Consider the following 16978-nt stretch of genomic DNA (forward strand, 5'->3'; position numbering starts at 1 on the left):
TCGACGGCCCACAGACGGCCCGGGGAGCCCGAGCCCGACCCGCTACGCCGGGAAAGCCGGTCAGGCGTCTGGAGCTGTTGCCTTCTGCACAGTTGGCCAAGACCGTCAGGGCTCCAGGCGCGATAAGCATTCAATACTTCTGCAGAGCGCCGAGATTAAGCCAGGTCGAGCATCTATTACTTTCGATCCGTCTTGCCCGGCGACCCACCTCCGGGTTCTTGCCCAACGCCTCGAAATCTACACGTGCCACATCTGCGCGACGTCGCACCTCACGGCATTGCGCGGCATTCGGTTTCCCTAAGTCATCAACAAGCTTCATTGCACTCAGAGCCCAATACACGCGTGTGAACCGACGCGCTTCTACCCTGATATATCGATTGCGTTTTCCTTCTGATTCGGTGATATCGAGGGCCGCCTCGTACTCTCTGTCCATCTTGGCAAGGTCCAGATTTTGTGCAGCGACATCGGCGATAACGCGATGCGCCTGTAGTGCCTCTAATGGATCAGACATATGCAGGCCGCCAGCGCCGTCGGGTTTCATTCGGGCGGACAGTTTCAATGATTCCCGGGCCATGCGCTCCGCGAGCTCAAGATCCGTGGTGGAAAGCGTCAGGAATAGCCCTACCAGCCGATAAGTAGAAGCACTCAGATGTAGCTCACTCTGACCATATTGCGCGATCAGGCTGTCTACTTGAGTAGCCAGCGCGACAATTTCATTGCGACGGGAAGATCCGCCTGTACGGTCGAGTTCGCTCATCTGTACCACGTATTGGGATATTGCAGCTTGAGCCGCATCCCGCCGCTGTGCGTCGCCGAGATCCCTCGACGCGTTGACGCCATAAATCGCAGAAACCGTGGAAGCGATGGCGGATATGCCAGCGATGAAAGCACTGGCGACCGCTGCCCTGGTGGACACCTGCTCAGTACTCGAGGGCGGCGCACCCGGCCGCCGGAATCGTCGGGCAAAGCGAGGCATGTGCACCTCCCTCGCTGTCTAGCTCTCGCGCTGCTGCCGTACCGCTTCGAACCATGGGCTACAGGACTGGCCCCGTCCAGCCATAGACAGCCAAGAGAGTGTGGGACGCAGATCCGAGAGGCGCGTCTGCTTCGGCTCGGCAGCGCCCACCGCCGGGTAGCGGAATTCCTCAGCCTGATCTGGGCGCTCGGTCGCACTGGCTCCCGAGCCCCACACCTATTCGCCAGGGCGGGAGTAGGCCGAAAGCCGGCAGCCACCGTCGCTAGCGCGCTCTCATCAGCACCGGACGGCCCGGAGACGGCTCAGGAGCGGTGAGAATCCGTGGGGCCGACGGTCCATGACCGTCGGCCCCACGGAACGGATGCGGTGCGGTACGAACCTGACCAGGCTTTACAGCACCGGCAGGTTCTTCCGCAGCTCGAACGCCGTGACCTCGGAGCGGTACTCCTCCCACTCCTGCTTCTTGTTGCGCAGGAAGAAGTCGTAGACGTGCTCGCCGAGGGTCTCGGCGACGAGTTCGCTGCGCTCCATCAGGGCGATGGCCTCGCCGAGGTTCTGCGGGAGGGGCTCGATGCCCATCGCGCGGCGTTCGCCGTCGCTGAGGGCCCACACGTCGTCGTCGGCGCCCGGCGGGAGTTCGTAGCCCTCCTCGATGCCCTTGAGGCCGGCGGCGAGGAGGACGGCGTAGGCGAGGTAGGGGTTGGCGCCGGAGTCGAGGGAGCGGACCTCGACACGGGCCGAGCCCGTCTTGCCGGGCTTGTACATCGGGACGCGGATCAGGGCCGAGCGGTTGTTGTGGCCCCAGCAGATGTAGGAGGGGGCCTCGCCGCCGGCGCCCGCGGCGCGGGCCGAGCCGCCCCAGATCCGCTTGTAGGAGTTGACCCACTGGTTGGTGACGGCCGAGATCTCGTCGGCGTGCCGCAGCAGGCCCGCGATGAAGGAGCGGCCGACCTTGGAGAGCTGGTACTCGGCACCCGACTCGTAGAACGCGTTGCGGTCGCCCTCGAAGAGGGAGAGATGCGTGTGCATGCCCGAACCGGGGTGCTCCGAGAACGGCTTCGGCATGAAGGTCGCCTGCACGCCCTGCTCCAGCGCCACCTGCTTCATGACCAGGCGGAACGTCATGATGTTGTCGGCCGTCGACAGCGCGTCGGCGTACCGAAGGTCGATCTCCTGCTGGCCGGGGGCGCCCTCGTGGTGGCTGAACTCGACCGAGATGCCCATCGACTCCAGCATGGTGATGGCCTGGCGGCGGAAGTCCATGCCGACGTTCTGCGGGGTGTGGTCGAAGTAGCCGGAGTTGTCGGCCGGGGTCGGCCGCGAGCCGTCCAGCGGCCTGTCCTTCAGCAGGAAGAACTCGATCTCGGGGTGGGTGTAGAAGGTGAACCCGAGGTCGGAGGTCTTGGCGAGGGCCCGCTTGAGGACGTAACGCGGGTCGGCGAAGGACGGTGAGCCGTCCGGCATCAGGATGTCGCAGAACATCCGCGCGGTGCCCGGGGCCTCGGCGCGCCACGGCAGGACCTGGAACGTCGAGGGGTCCGGCTTGGCGATCATGTCCGACTCGTACACCCGGGCGAAGCCCTCGATCGCGGAGCCGTCGAAGCCGATGCCTTCATCGAAGGCCTGTTCGAGCTCGGCCGGGGCCACCGCGACCGACTTCAGGAAGCCCAGCACATCCGTGAACCACAGGCGTACGAACCGGATGTCGCGCTCCTCAAGGGTGCGGAGCACGAATTCCTGCTGCTTATCCATCTCGACTTCCACCCATCCTTGCTGGTCAGGCCGCCTGCTCCTACGCCACGGAGGGGCCTAGGGGGCACATGAGCATCCCACCACAGGATTTCAGGGACGTTGCAGACCCCCGCAGACCTCGGCCCTGACGCCCGGGTCCCCTCGGTGTACCGCTCCTACGCCCATATTGCCTGCTGATCGCCCCGCATCCCGCATCGTGCTCAAATTTGTATCTCAGATGCATATTAAATAGCGTACGAATCCGCCGGACCCGTGCTTTCCGCCCCACCGGACGGGTCCCTCCCTGCCCCTGCGGACGCGCCCCACCCGGTTCACCCGGATGCGTACGCCCCTCCACGGACCGAGGAGACCCCGTGCTGTCCGAACGCTCCGCCGCCACCGTGCGCGCCACCCTCCCCGTCGTCGGCGCGGCCGTCGGCACCATCGCCGAGCGCTTCTACGCGCGGCTGTTCGCCGCCCGTCCCGAGCTGCTTCGGGACCTCTTCAACCGGGGCAACCAGGCCTCCGGCACCCAGCGGCAGGCGCTCGCCGGCTCGATCGCCGCGTTCGCCGGATTCCTGGTGGAGCGGCCGGACGAGCGGCCCGACGCGCTGCTGGAGCGGATCGCCCACAAGCACGCCTCGCTGGGCATCGCGCCCGAGCAGTACGGGACGGTCCACCGTCATCTCTTCGCGGCGATCGGCGAGGTGCTGGGCGACGCGGTCACCCCGGAGGTCGCCGCCGCCTGGGACGAGGTCTACTGGCTGATGGCCAACGCGCTCATCGCCGCCGAGGCCCGGCTGTACGCGGAACGCGGCATCGCCGCCGGCGGCGACTGGCGCCCCTGGGAGGTCCTGAGCCGCACCGACCCCACCCCGGACGTCGCGGCCTTCGAGCTGCGCCCCGCCGACGGAGCCCCGGCACCCGGCTTCCGCCCCGGCCAGTACGTCTCGGTCCGCGTGCAACTCCCCGACGGCGCACGGCAGATACGCCAGTACAGCCTCGCCGCCGCGCCCGGCTCACCGGTGCGGCGCATCGCGGTGAAGCGGGCCCGCGGGGGTACGGGCACCCCGGGCGCCGGGGGCGGCCCGGTCCCGGCCCCCCGCACTCCGGACGGCGAGGTCTCCGGTCATCTGCACGCGCACGTCCGCGAGGGCGACGTACTGCACCTGTCGGCGCCCTACGGCGACCTGGTCCTGACGGACACGGACGCCCCGGTCCTGCTGGCCTCCGCCGGGATCGGCGTCACCCCGATGATCGCGATGCTGGAGCAGCTGGCGCTCTCCGGCCACCGCGCCCCGGTGACCGTGGTCCATGCCGACCGCTCCCCCGCCGACCACGCACTGCGCGCCGAGCACGAGGAGCTCACCGCCAAACTCCCGGACGGCTCCGCCCACTTCTGGTACGAGCTGCCGGACCCCGGCCACCCCGCCGACCGCACCGGCCGCGCCGACGTGTCGCGCCTGGAGGTGCCGCCGGGCACCCGCGCCTATCTCTGCGGCCCCGTCCCCTTCATGCGCGCGGTCCGCGCCCAGCTCCTCGCCCAGGGCGTCCCGGCCGCCGACATCCACTACGAGGTCTTCGGCCCGGACCTGTGGCTGGGGCAGGACGGCTGAGAACCGGCAAGCCCGTCGGCCGGCCCCGGAGCAGGGCGGCCGGCCCCTGGGGCCCGGGAGTGCCGCCCCGTCCCCCGGGCCCGGGAGCCTGCGCCCTCCGGTTCCGGCCCCGGAAGCCGCACCCCGGGGCCCCACGTCAGCCCGCGGGCTCCGGGGCCAGGCGGTCGGCCGGGTGCCTGCCCGGCGGCTGCTGCGGCTCCGGCGCCACGGGGACCGGCGGCAGCGGACGCTCCGCAGGGTCGGCCAGGGTGACGGTGAGCTGCTCCCCGTGGTGCAGGACGTGCAGCGGGTCGCCCTCCAGAAGGGTGTAGCGCGCCCCGGACTGCCGGATGTCCACCCGCAGCCTGCGCCCCCGTACCAGGACGGTGAAGGTCAGCCGGGCGAGCTGCTCGGGCAGCCGGGGCGCGAAGCCCAGCCGGTCGCCCGTACCGCCGTGCAGACGCATGCCCCCGAGCCCGAACACCAGGGCGAACCAGGTGCCCGCGAGGGACGCCATGTGCAGCCCGTCCCGGGTGTTGTGCTCGAGGTTGTCGAGGTCCATCAGGGCCGCCTCGCCCAGATAGGCGTAGGACAGCCGCAGGTGTCCCGTCTCGGCCGCCATCACGGACTGGCAGCAGGCCGACAGCGAGGAGTCCCGCACGGTCAGCGGCTCGTAGTAGGCGAAGTTGCGGGCCTTCTCCTCGGCCGTGAAGGCGTCGCCGCAGGTCATCATGGCGAGGACCAGGTCCGCCTGCTTGACGACCTGCTTGCGGTAGAGGTCGAAGTAGGGGAAGTGCAGCAGCAGCGGGTACTGCTCCGGCGACGTCGTGTCGAAGTCCCAGTGCTGCTGGGTGGTGAAGCCGCTCGCCTGCTCGTGCACCCCCAGCGACTCGTTGTACGGCATCGCGATCCGCGACGCCGCGTCGCGCCAGGCGGCGGCCTCCTCGTCGTCCGCGCCCAGCGCCTCGGCCCGTTCGGGATGGCGGGCCGAGGCCTCCGCGGCGGCCACCAGATTCCGGCGGGCCATCAGGTTGGTGTAGAGGTTGTCCCGGGCGATGGCGCTGTACTCGTCGGGGCCCGTGACGCCGTCGATGTGGAAGACGCCGTCGGCGTCGTGGTGGCCGAGCGAGTGCCACAGGCGTGCGGTCTCCACCAGCAGTTCCAGTCCCGGCCCCCGATCGAACTCCTCGTCCCCGGTGGCGTTCACATAGCGCACCACCGCGTCCGCGATGTCGGCGTTGACGTGGAAGGCGGCCGTGCCCGCGGGCCAGTAGCCCGAGCACTCGGCGCCGGTGATGGTCCGCCAGGGGAACGCCGCCCCGGACAGCCCCAGCTGACGGGCCCGGTCCCGCGCGTCGGGCAGGGTGGCGTGCCGCCAGCGCAGAGCGGGGGCGACGGCCCCCGGCGCCGTGAAGGTGAGCATGGGCAGGACGAAGGACTCGATGTCCCAGAAGGAGTGTCCGTCGTAACCCGTGCCGGTCAGCCCCTTGGCGGGGATCGCGCGCTCCTCGCCGCGGGCGGCCGCCTGGAGGACGTGGAAGAGCGCGAACCGCACGGCCTGCTGGATCTGCGCGTCGCCCTCCACCTCGACGTCCGCGCAGGACCAGAAGGCGTCCAGGTAGTCCCGCTGTTCGGCGAGCAGCCCCTCCCAGCCCGTGTCCCGTGCGGCCGCGACGGCGCCGTCGACCTGGTCGCGGACGGCGGGCAGCGAGCGCTGCCCCGACCAGCCGTGGCCCACGAACTTCACCAGCCGCAGCCGCTCCCCGGGGGCCAGCGCGGCGGTGACGGTGAGACGGCCGACGTCCGGCTCGCTCTCAGCCGACCAGGTGGTGTGCGCGGGGCCCTCGATGATGTGGTCGGCCGCGGCGGCGACCCGCTGACCGCTGCGCCTGACCCGGTGCACCAGGCGCAGCCGGGTGTCCCGGGCGAAGTCCTCCTCCGCCACGAGCGGCGACTCGATCGCTGCCGCGACCCGCGGGTCTCCGCCTTCGGCCGGCATCGCCTCGTTCGCGACCAGCTCGGACTGCACGGCCAGCGTCGCCGGGCCGTCGAGCGGTTCCACCTCGTAGGAGATCGCGGCGACGGCCCGCTGGGTCAGCGACACCAGCCGCTCCGATGTGATGCGCACCCTGCTGCCGCCCGGCGAGGTCCACTCCGCGGTGCGGCGCAGGACGCCCGCGCGGAAGTCCAGTACGCGTTCGTGCGCGGTCAGTCGGCCGTAGCGCAGGTCGTAGGGGTGATCGTCGACGAGCAGCCGGATGATCTTGCCGTCGGTGACGTTGATGACGGTCTCGCCGGACTCCGGGTATCCGTATCCCGCCTCGGCGTACGGCAGCGGATGCGTCTCGTGGACGCCGTTGAGGTAGGCGCCGGGCAGCCCGTAGGGCTCGCCCTCGTCCAGGTTGCCGCGCCATCCGACATGGCCGTTGCCCAGGGCGAAGACGGACTCGCTCTGGGCGAGGACGTCGAGGTTCAGCTCCGTCTCGCGCAGGCACCACGGCTCGACCGCGTAGCTGGGATGAGTGATCATGACGGCTCCATCAGTTCGGCGAGATCGCTCACCACCAGATCGGCGCCGTGCCGGCGCAGTTCGGCTGCCTGCCCGGTCCGGTCGACACCGACGACGACACCGAACCGTCCCGCCCGTCCGGCCTCCACGCCGGCCAGCGCGTCCTCGAAGACGGCCGCCGCGGCGGGCTCCGCGCCGAGGGCACGGGCCGCGGCCAGATAGGTGTCCGGTTCCGGCTTGCCGCGCAGCTGCTGCTCCTGGGCGACGACCCCGTCGATGCGCTCGTCGAACAGCTCCTCGATGCCCGCGGCAGCGAGGACGTCACGGCAGTTGGCGCTGGAGGAGACCACGGCGCACCGCATGCCGGCGTCCCGGACGGCGTGCACATAGGCCACCGAGCCGTCGTAGGCCTCCACGCCCTCCTCGCGGATCTTCCGCAGGACCAGTTCGTTCTTGCGGTTGCCCAGCCCGTTCACCGACTCCGTCCGCGGCCCGTCGTCCGGGGTGCCCTCGGGCAGGGTGATGCCGCGCGCCGCCAGGAAGGTACGGACGCCGTCCGCGCGCGGACGCCCGTCCACGTACTCGTCGTAGTCGTGCACGGCGTCGAACGGCACGAACGCGGTGCCCTCCCGCTCGGCGCGCCCGCGCAGATAGTCGTCGAACATCTCCTTCCACGCGGCCGCGTGCACCTTTGCGGTACGCGTGAGGACGCCGTCGAGGTCGAACAGACAGGTGCGGACGTGATCCGGTAGCCCCAGCATGCCGCCGAGGGTATGAGGGCGCGGCGCCGTAGCGGCGGCAGGACGCGTCCGCCGCGGTGCGGGTAGCCCAGGGGGAGGATGCGCGGCTGCTGTCCGGAGCAGCGTGAGCGGCCGTCGGCCGCCCCGCACCGCACGGCACCGCGTCGGCGCACCCGCCACGGCCCGGGGCGGGTGCGCCGGTGGGGGAACGCGCCCGGTGCGCCGGACGGCACCGTGTGTGACGGCCGTGCCGGGTGCCCGGGCTCCGCCTCAGAAGCGGTCCGGCAGGTTCCAGTGGTGCGGTGCGACAAGCTTGTTGATCCGTTCGGGCCCCCAGGAACCGGGGGCGTAGGGCTCGACCGGTGGCGGGTCGTCCAGCAGCGGTGTGGACACCTCCCAGAGCCGCTCGATCCCGTCGGAGCGCGTGAAGAGCGACTGGTCGCCCAGCATCGCGTCGAGGATGAGGCGTTCGTAGCCCTCGAGGGCGTACATCGTGTTGAAGGACTCGGCGTAGCTGAAGACCATCTGGGTCTCGGTCAGCCGCATGGAGGGGCCCGGCTGTTTCACCAGGAAGCGGGCGGCGATCCGGCCGGGGTCGTCGAAGTCGATGACCAGCTCGTTGCTGCGGGCCTGGGAACCGTGGCGGGCGCCCAGCGGGAACATCCGCAGCGCGGGTTCCCGGAAGCCGAGCGTCACGACGTGCCGTCCCTCGGCGAGCGACTTGCCCGAGCGCAGGTAGAAGGGCACCCCGGCCCACCGCCAGTTGTCGAGCTCGGCGCGCAGCGCGACGAACGTCTCGGTGTCCGAGCGGGGGTCGACTCCCGGTTCCGAGCGGTAGCCCTCGTACTGGCCCCGGACCACATGCGCCGGGTTCAGGGGCTTCATGCTCTGGAAGACCTTCTCCTTCTCGTCCCGCAGGGCCTGTGCCGCGAGGGAGGTCGGGGGTTCCATCGCCACGAAGCCGAGGAGCTGGAAGAGGTGGGTGACGATCATGTCCCGGAAGGTGCCGGTCCCCTCGAAGAACTGGGCCCGGCCCTCGATTCCGATCTTCTCCGGTACGTCGATCTGCACATGGCTGATGTGGTCGCGGTTCCAGACCGGCTCGAAGAGCCCGTTGGCGAACCGGAGCGCGAGGATGTTGTCGACGGACTCCTTGCCGAGGAAGTGGTCGATGCGGAAGACCCGGGACTCGTCGAAGACGGAGTGGATCGTGGCGTTGAGGGCCTGGGCCGAGGCGAGGTCGGTGCCGAACGGCTTCTCCACGATCAGGCGGCCGCCCTCGGCGAGGCCGGTCGCGCCGAGCATCTCCACGACCGAGGAGAACGCGACGGGCGGCACCGCGAGGTGGAACAGGCGCCGCGGCGTTCCCCCGACGGCCTGTTCGGCCTTGCGTACGGCGGCCAGCAGCGGTCCGGGGTCGTCGGGGTCGGCCGCGCCGAAGGACAGCGCGTCCTCGAACTCCTCCCAGTGCCGTCCCTCCGGCTTCGACCGGCCGAACTCCGCGACCGCCTGCCGGGCCCGCTTGCGGAACTCCTCGTCGTCGGGCGCTCCCCGGGACGGCGCCGAGCCGACGATGCGGTAACGGGGCGGCAGCAGGCCCGCCTTGGCGAGGTGGAAGAGCCCCGGCAGGAGTTTGCGCCGGGCGAGGTCTCCGGTGGCGCCGAAGAGCACGATGACGTGGTCCTCGGGGACCTCGTCGCGGCCCTCGGACCGGGTGCGGCCGGCCACGGCTCACCGCGCCTTCTCGGCGTGACCGCCGAATTCGCCGCGCATCGCGGACAGCACCTTGTCGGTGAACTCGCCGAGGCCGCGCGATTCGTAGCGCTGGATCAGCGAGGCGGTGATGACGGGCGCCGGCACGCTCTCGTCGACCGCCGCGAGCACCGTCCACCTGCCCTCGCCGGAGTCCGAGACCCGGCCCGTGAACGTGTCGAGCTCGGGCGAGCGGGCCAGCGCGTCGGCGACGAGGTCGACCAGCCAGGAGCTCACCACCGATCCGCGGCGCCAGACCTCCGCGACCTCGGCCACGTCGATCTCGTACTGGTAGGCCTCGGGTTCGCGCAGCGGGGCGGTCTCGGCGTCGACGTCCCGCTGGTGCAGTCCGGCGTCGGCGTGCTTGATGATGCTGAGTCCCTCGGCGATGGCGGCCATCATCCCGTACTCGACACCGTTGTGGACCATCTTCACGAAGTGGCCGGCGCCGTTGGGACCGCAGTGCAGATAGCCCTGGGACGCGGTCCCGTCGGTCCGGGTCCTGCTGGGGGTGGGCTCGGCGGTACCGGGTCCCGGCGCGATGGTGCGGAAGATCGGATCGAGCCGTGCGACGGCCTCGTCGTCGCCGCCGATCATCAGGCAGTAGCCGCGCTCCAGGCCCCAGACCCCGCCGGAGGTCCCGCAGTCGACGTAGTGGATGCCGTGTTCGGAGAGCTGCCGGGCGCGGGCGATGTCGTCCCGGTAGTAGGAGTTCCCGCCGTCGATCACGGTGTCGCCGGTGTCCAGCAGCCCGGTCAGCTCGTCGAGCTGGGACTGCACCACACCGGCGGGCACCATCAGCCAGATGTTCCGCGGCTGCTCCAGCTTGTCGACGAAGTCCTGCAGCGAGGAGGCAGCGGTCGCCCCCTCCTTCTCCAGCTCCTTGACGGCCGCCCGGTCGAGGTCGTGGACGACACAGGTGTGGCCGTCCCGCATCAGACGGCGCACGAGGTTGGCGCCCATGCGGCCGAGCCCGATCATGCCGAGCTGCATCGGTGAGTCAGTGGTCACGGTCGACCTTCCCCTTCGTCGGACGCCCGGGCCGCCACCAGCTCGCGCGCTGCCTGCGCGATCCGCTGCGGTGTGAACCCGAACTTCGTGAGCAGTTGCTTCAGCGGCGCCGATGCGCCGAAGGTGTGCATGCCGATGAGGGTGCCCCGGTCCCCCACGTACCGGTCCCAGCCGAACGTCGACGCCTGTTCGATGCCGACCCGTGCGGTGACCCCGGGCGGCAGCACCTCGTCGCGGTAGGCGCGGGGCTGACGGTCGAACAGCTCCCAGCACGGCATGCTGACCACCCGGGCCCCGATGCCCTCGGCGGCGAGTTCGTCCCGCGCGGCGAGGGCCAGGGACACCTCGGATCCGGTGGCCAGCAGGATCACCTGTGGTGCACCCGAGGGCGCTTCGGCCAGGACGTAGGCGCCGCGTGCGACGCCCGCCGCGGGGGCCAGTACCGAACGGTCCAGGGTGGGCAGCGCCTGGCGGGAGAGGACCAGCGCGGCCGGCTCGTGGCGGAGCTGCGCGACCACCCGCCACATCTCGACGACCTCGCCGGCGTCGGCGGGCCGGAAGACCAGCAGTCCCGGCATCGCGCGCAGCCCGGCGAGCTGTTCGACCGGCTGGTGCGTGGGCCCGTCCTCGCCGACGCCGATGGAGTCGTGCGTGAAGATGTGCACGGCCGGGATCTCCATCAGCGCGGACAGCCTGATGGCCGCCTTGGCGTAGTCGGAGAAGATGAGGAAGCCCGACCAGTACGGCCGCAGCTTGGTCAGCGCCATTCCGTTGACCACGGCGGCCGAGGCGTGCTCGCGCACGCCCAGGTGGAGGTTGCGTCCGGACGTGTCGTCGGGCTGGAAGTCGCCCGCACCGTCGAAGGTGAGGCGGGTCTTGGTGGACGGGGCCAGGTCGGCGGAGCCGCCGAGGAGCCAGGGGATCCGCCGGGCGAGGGCGTTGAGCACCTGGCCCGAGGAATCCCTGGTGGCCAGGCCCTTGGGGTCGGTCGGGAACTCGGGCAGCTCGGCGTCCCAGTCGTCCGGCAGGGCACGGCGCTGCATGCGCTCGACCTCGTCGGCCAGGGCGGGCCAGGCGGCCCGGTAGGAGTCGAACATCTTCTCCCAGGAGGAGCGCAGTTCGGCACCGCGCGTGCCGATCCCCCGGTCGAACCCGTCACGGACGCTGTCGGACACGTGGAAGGTCTCGTCCTCCGGCAGGCCGAAGAAGCGCTTGGCCGCCCGTACGCCGTCGGGTCCGAGGGGTGACCCGTGGGCCTTCGGCGAGTCCTCGACGGGCGAGCCGTAGCCGATGTGGCTGTGCACCAGGACCAGGGTGGGGCGCTCGGCCTCGGCGCGGAAGGAGTGCAGGGCCCGGGCGACGGCATCGAGGTCGTTGGCGTCGGCGACCGTGGTCACGTTCCAGCCGTACGCGAGGAACCGTGCGGCGACGTCCTCCGTGAAGGCGATGTCGGTGTGGCCCTCGATGGTGATCCGGTTGGAGTCGTAGATCCAGCACAGGTTGGACAGCCCGTGGTGCCCGGCGAGCGAGGCGGCCTCCGAGGCGATGCCCTCCATCATGCAGCCGTCACCGGCGAGCGCGTACACGTCGAAGTCGAAGAGCGGGTACCCCTCGCGGTTGTACCGGGCGGCGAGCCACCGCCCTGCCATCGCCATCCCGACGGAGGTGGCCACCCCCTGGCCGAGCGGGCCGGTAGTGGTCTCGACGCCGCTGGTCCATCGGTACTCGGGATGGCCGGGGCAGTGCGAGCCGAGCTGGCGGAAGGACTTCAGGTCGTCGAGGGTGACCGCCGGGCGTCCCAGCACCTCGTAGTCCGGGTCGACCGAGTGGACCCCGGTCAGGTACAGCAGGGACCACAGCAGCGCCGACGCGTGCCCCTCAGAGAGCACGAACCGGTCCCGGTTCGGCCAGATGGGGTCCTTCGGATCGAAGCGCAGAAAGCGCTGCCAGAGCGTGTAGGCGACCGGCGCGATGCCCATCGGGGTGCCGGGGTGTCCGGACTCGGCCTGCTGGACGGCGTCCATGCACAGGCCCCGGATGGTGTTCACCGACAGGATGTCCAGGTCTGTCATCGGCAGTCCCCGATCTCGGTAGCGCTGGTGCGACCAGTACACGCCACACCTCGCGGCCGCGCATGCGCGTGCCGGGCGTGCGGAGGACCGCCGCGCCGCCGATGAGGAGACCGGTGCCCGCCCGCGCCGGGGCCTGCGCCCGCACCAGTGCGGGGGTCCGAACGGGCTTGCGCCGTGGGGGCGTCCGGGCACGACGACCCGTCCGTACGGGTGAAACATCCCGGCGTCCCGGGAGCAGCGCACCGGGACTGCCGCCCCGGCGTCCCAGGAAGTGCCCGGCGGGGCTGCCGACCCGGACTTCCGGTGGAAGTCCTCGAGAGCCGACGCCCCGGCGTCCCGGGGGAAGTCCGCGGGCCGTTGCCGCCCGGGCGGGTGCCGGAGTTCTCGCTCCGGCCGCCCGTCCCGGGCAGGGCCTTCGCCGGGCCTGCCCGCCCTCCCACCGTCCGGCCCTCCCGCCCTTCCGCCCGCCCTTCCCGCGGTCCCGTCTTCCCGCCCGTCCCGGCTTCCAACGTCCCGGCTTCCGACGTCCGGGGCCGCCGCGGGGACCCGGCCCGGGGCGTGACGGCCCGCGGGCCGGTCGTGCGGCGGCCGGGGCGGGGTCAGTCGTGCGGGACCACGGCCACCGGGCACAGGGCGTGGTGGACCAGGACGTGCGTGACGGATCCGATGTGCGGGCCCACCGGCGTACGACGGTCACGGCGCCCGACGACCATGAGTCCCGCCCCGGCGGCCGCGGCCACGAGATGGCTGCCGGCCCGGCCGGGAACCGTGTTCTCGGCGACCTCCACGCGCGGGAACCGTTCACGCCAGGGGCGCACGGCGGCCTCCAGGGCCTCGGTGAGCTCGGCCGGTGCACCGTCGCCCGTGCCGTCGGCAGGTGTGCGGTGCAGGACGGGTACGTGCCAGGTGTGGACGACCTGGACCGGGACCTCGCGCCGGGCGGCGAAGTCGAAGGCGAAGTCGAGGAGTCGGTCCGCGGGGTGCCGCACGTCCAGGCCGATGACCACCCGCCCGTCGTCCTTCCCGGCCGCGGGGCCGCCGGGGCCGGACTCCCGTCCGTACCGCACCAGCACCACCGGATGCCGTGCCCCCGCCACGACCTCCTGTTCCAGCGAGCCGAAGAGGTAACCGCCCGACCCGACCTGCTCGGACCCGAGCACGAGCAGGTCGGCGTCGGCCGCGGCGGCCAGCAGCGCCTGGCTGGGGGCGTCCTCGACCTCCACGGTGACCGTGTCGACCGAGGGACGCCGCGTCCGCACGCCGTCCTTCGTGGCGTCGAGCATCCGCCGCGCGCGGTCCGTCAGCGTCTCGCGGGTCGGCCGCACCCCGGCGGGCGTGTGCGGCTCCCACAGGGACGCGTTGACCAGCCGCAGTTCACCTCCGCGCAGTGCGGCCTCGTCCGCGGCCCAGTCCACGGCCGTCAGGCTCTCGTCGGAGCCGTCCACCCCCACCACGATCCGTCCCGGCATGCTCGGTCTCCTCGTCTCTCGGGGCTCTCGCCGCTCCTGAGGCTTCTGCGGGAGGGACGGTCATCGACCTCCGCACATGGGACCAATATGAACAAATCGCTGGTTCTGTGCGAGCCACGGCACTCGGGGGGAGCGCTCCGGGAGCCGCCCCGTGCCGCCGGGTGCCGCGGGGTCAGGGCAGCGGCTCGCCGCGGGCCGTGAGCCAGAGCTCGTACCACTCCTCGTGCGTGAGCCCGGGCTCCCGCAGGGCCGCATCGCGACAGGCACGGATGCGGTCGGGGCGCGCGGTCCCGATGACCGGTGCGATCCGGGCGGGGTGACGCATCAGCCACCACAGGAGGATCGATTCCGCGGTGGTGCCCTTCTTCTCGGCCAGTGCGGCGACGAGCCGCGCGGTGGCCCGCTCCTGGGGCGTCTCCTCGCGGCCCGTGAAGCGGCCCTGGGCCAGTGCGCCCCAGGCCTGGATCCCGATGCCGTTGGCGCGGCAGTACTCCAGGGTGCCCAGCGGGAAGCCGATCCCGGCGGACGCGGGCGTGTTGACCAGGACGCCGGCTTCGAGCCAGTCGCGGCGGTGGAGGCTCATCTCCAGCTGATTGGCGACCAGGGGCACGCCGTCGAGGCGGGCGAGCAGCGGGGCGATCTGCTCGGCCGCCATGTTCGAGACACCGAACCGCCGTACCAGGCCCTGCCGGTGCAGGGACGTCAGCGCCTCGGCGACGTCGTCGGGGTCGGCGAGCGGGTCGGGCCGGTGCAGGAGGAGCACGTCGAGGACGTCGGTGCGCAGCCGGGCCAGGCTCTCCTCCACCCGGCGCGTGATGGTGCGTCCTCGCAGGTCGTACATGCCGGGACGTTCGCCTTCGGGAAGGCGGATGCCGCACTTGGTCTGCACGACGATGCGGTCACGGAGCCCGGGGGTGCGGGCGAGTATCTCGCCGAAGACGGCCTCGGCCCTGCCGTGCCGGTAGATGTCGGCGTGGTCGAACACGGTGACGCCGATCTCCAGGGCCGCGACGACCGCCGCCTCGGCCTCGGCGATGTCCGCCGCACCGTAGGGTCCCGGTTCCCAGCGTCCGCCCAGCCCCATGCACCCGTACACCAGGTGCCCGCCGGCCGTACCCGTACCCGTGTTCGTCGTCACGGCGTCACCCTACGGGGTGACACCGCGCGGGCGTCGCGGCCCGGGACGCCCGCCTCAGGCGGACGGCGCCTCCTCACCGCCCCGTCCGGCGATGCTCAGCAGCAGCGGCTCCGTCGGGGAGGCCGTGACATCGGCGAGGGTGAGCGGATCGAGGGAGGCGTAGAAGGCCTCCTGGGCGCGGCGCAGGGCGCCACGGAGGCGGCAGCCGGTGTGCAGGGGGCACGGGGTCGCGCCCTCGCACTCGACGACGTCCCCCACACCCTCGAAGTGGCGGACCACCGCGCCGACCGATGCGCTCCGCCCGGCCTCGGTGAGCGCGAGGCCGCCGCCGCGGCCGCGACGGGCCTCCAGCAGGCCGAGTCGCTGGAGCGTCGCGACGACCTTCGCCGCATGGGTGTACGTCACCCGCATCCCGTCCGCGACCTCCCGGGTCGTCGGGGAGGTGCCGTCCGCGACCGCCAGCCGCATCAGGATGCGCAGCGCCAGATCGGTGGAGTGCATGAGCCGCATGCCTGCACGGTAAATAATGCACATTCCGGATTCAAGTTAAATCGTGCCCGGTGCCGCGGGCACGGCCGCTTTCGCGTCATCACGGCGCCGGGGACACCTGCCCTCACCCATCCGGAGCCACTACGATCAGCGGGCCCACTCGTCTCCTCCACAGAAGGACAAGCCATGGGTTCCGCGAAGAGCACCGGTCCCACCGACGCACGCAAGCAGCGCATAGAGGAGATGCGGCGCGCCGAGCGTGCGCGCGAGCGGCGTACCCGGGGGCTCGTGATCACGGCGAGCGTGATCCTGGTCGCGGCGCTGGCCGGCGGCGGCGCCTATCTGTTCACGCAGAAGTCCAGCGCCGCTTCCCCGGCGGCGAAGGGCGACACGAAGAACGACGCGAAGGGCGGGGCGCCGAAGTTCACCGTCGGCAAGGACGGCGTGACGTCGTGGGACCCCAAGGACCTCACCCGCAACCACGTCACCAAGCAGGTCCACTACGCGATGACGCCGCCCGTCGGCGGTGACCACAACCCCGTGTGGATGAACTGCAACGGCGACGTCTACACCAAACCGATCCCGGACATGAACGCCGTCCACTCGCTGGAGCACGGCTCGGTCTGGGTGACGTACACCTCGAAGGCCTCCGCCGCGGACGTGAAGAAGCTCGCGGAGAAGGTCAGGAGGACGCCGTACTCGCTGATGAGCCCGGACGAGAAGCAGAAGGACCCCATCATGCTCAGCGCGTGGGGCAAGCAGCGCACCGTGACCGGCGCCGCCGACCCGAACGTCGACAAGTTCTTCACCTCCTTCGTCCAGGGCCCGCAGACCCCCGAGCCGGGCGCCCCCTGCACCGGCGGACTGGCCCGGTGAAGCGCGCCGGCCTGATCGCCGGGGCCGCGGCGGCGGTGGCGCTCGCCGCGGCGGGCGGCTTCACCGTCGCGTCGGCGAGCAGTACGGACCCGCCGAAGACCCCCACCGCCGCGTCCGCGGACGCGGGTTTCGCCCGCGACATGGCGGTCCATCACCAGCAGGCCGTCGAGATGTCGTACATCGTGCGCGACCGCACCCGGAACGAGGAGGTGCGCCGCCTCGCGTACGACATCGCACAGACCCAGGCCAACCAGCGCGGCATGCTGCTCGGCTGGCTCGACCTGTGGGAGCTGCCCAAGGTGTCCGCCGATCCGCCGATGACCTGGATGGGCATGGGGGACATGCCGATGGGCGGCGACGGCGCGCTGATGCCCGGCATGGCGACCAACGCCCAGCTGGACGAGCTGCGCAGGGCGAGCGGCAGGCGGGCCGAGGTGCTGTACCTCCAGCTCATGACCGCCCACCACCGGGGCGGCATCCACATGGCCGAGGGCTGCGTCCGGAAGTGCCGCGTGGGGGTCGAGCGGCGGCTCGCCCAGGGCATGGTGGACGCGCAGCAGTCCGAGATCGAGCTGATGGCCGGGATGCTGAAGGCGCGGGGCGCCGAGCCGGACGCCTGA

General features: G+C 71.5%; 13 protein-coding genes. 3 read left to right on the plus strand and 10 right to left on the minus strand.

Annotated features, from left to right (window positions below):
* Positions 1-130: 130 nt before the first annotated feature.
* The gene (locus tag ACWCP6_RS00610; RefSeq protein WP_450930109.1) at positions 131-916 is read right to left on the minus strand and encodes a hypothetical protein; all 786 of its coding nucleotides are present in this window, start codon (positions 914-916) and stop codon (positions 131-133) included.
* A 450-nt stretch (positions 917-1366) separates the two neighbouring features.
* Positions 1367-2728, minus strand: a complete 1362-nt coding sequence (gene glnA, locus ACWCP6_RS00615) for a type I glutamate--ammonia ligase (protein WP_450930110.1) — start codon at positions 2726-2728, stop codon at positions 1367-1369.
* Positions 2729-3081: 353 nt separating this feature from the next.
* Between glnA and ACWCP6_RS00620 the strand changes: the two genes are divergently transcribed.
* On the plus strand, positions 3082-4323 hold the full coding sequence (locus ACWCP6_RS00620; RefSeq protein WP_450930111.1) for a globin domain-containing protein: 1242 nt from the start codon (positions 3082-3084) through the stop codon (positions 4321-4323).
* 136 nt (positions 4324-4459) lie between these two features.
* Here the strand turns inward: ACWCP6_RS00620 and ACWCP6_RS00625 are convergent, their stop codons facing one another.
* From ACWCP6_RS00625 to ACWCP6_RS00660, 8 genes are all read right to left on the minus strand, one after another.
* Positions 4460-6832: a glycoside hydrolase family 65 protein gene (locus tag ACWCP6_RS00625; RefSeq protein ID WP_450930112.1), complete on the minus strand. Its 2373-nt coding sequence runs from the start codon at positions 6830-6832 to the stop codon at positions 4460-4462.
* A complete protein-coding gene (locus tag ACWCP6_RS00630) occupies positions 6829-7572 on the minus strand; it encodes an HAD family hydrolase (protein WP_450930113.1) in 744 nt (247 codons plus the stop codon). Before ACWCP6_RS00630 ends, ACWCP6_RS00625 begins: the two co-directional genes overlap by 4 nt.
* A gap of 249 nt (positions 7573-7821) precedes the next feature.
* Positions 7822-9279 (minus strand): glucose-6-phosphate dehydrogenase, encoded by a 1458-nt coding sequence (gene zwf / locus ACWCP6_RS00635; RefSeq protein ID WP_450930114.1) that lies wholly within the window; start codon positions 9277-9279, stop codon positions 7822-7824.
* A gap of 3 nt (positions 9280-9282) precedes the next feature.
* Positions 9283-10314 (minus strand): phosphogluconate dehydrogenase (NAD(+)-dependent, decarboxylating), encoded by a 1032-nt coding sequence (gene gnd, locus ACWCP6_RS00640; protein WP_450930115.1) that lies wholly within the window; start codon positions 10312-10314, stop codon positions 9283-9285.
* Positions 10311-12386 (minus strand): transketolase, encoded by a 2076-nt coding sequence (gene tkt / locus ACWCP6_RS00645; RefSeq protein WP_450930116.1) that lies wholly within the window; start codon positions 12384-12386, stop codon positions 10311-10313. Before tkt ends, gnd begins: the two co-directional genes overlap by 4 nt.
* Before the next feature lie 599 nt (positions 12387-12985).
* The gene (locus ACWCP6_RS00650; protein ID WP_450930117.1) at positions 12986-13855 is read right to left on the minus strand and encodes a universal stress protein; all 870 of its coding nucleotides are present in this window, start codon (positions 13853-13855) and stop codon (positions 12986-12988) included.
* Positions 13856-14027: 172 nt separating this feature from the next.
* The gene (locus ACWCP6_RS00655; protein ID WP_450930118.1) at positions 14028-14993 is read right to left on the minus strand and encodes an aldo/keto reductase; all 966 of its coding nucleotides are present in this window, start codon (positions 14991-14993) and stop codon (positions 14028-14030) included.
* A gap of 54 nt (positions 14994-15047) precedes the next feature.
* Positions 15048-15503, minus strand: a complete 456-nt coding sequence (locus tag ACWCP6_RS00660; protein ID WP_450930119.1) for an RrF2 family transcriptional regulator — start codon at positions 15501-15503, stop codon at positions 15048-15050.
* A gap of 165 nt (positions 15504-15668) precedes the next feature.
* Between ACWCP6_RS00660 and ACWCP6_RS00665 the strand changes: the two genes are divergently transcribed.
* A complete protein-coding gene (locus ACWCP6_RS00665) occupies positions 15669-16358 on the plus strand; it encodes a DUF3105 domain-containing protein (RefSeq protein ID WP_450930120.1) in 690 nt (229 codons plus the stop codon).
* The gene (locus tag ACWCP6_RS00670; RefSeq protein ID WP_450930121.1) at positions 16355-16978 is read left to right on the plus strand and encodes a DUF305 domain-containing protein; all 624 of its coding nucleotides are present in this window, start codon (positions 16355-16357) and stop codon (positions 16976-16978) included. The genes ACWCP6_RS00665 and ACWCP6_RS00670 overlap by 4 nt, the downstream gene beginning before the upstream one ends.

The sequence above is a fragment of the Streptomyces sp. NPDC002004 genome, from assembly GCF_053593975.1.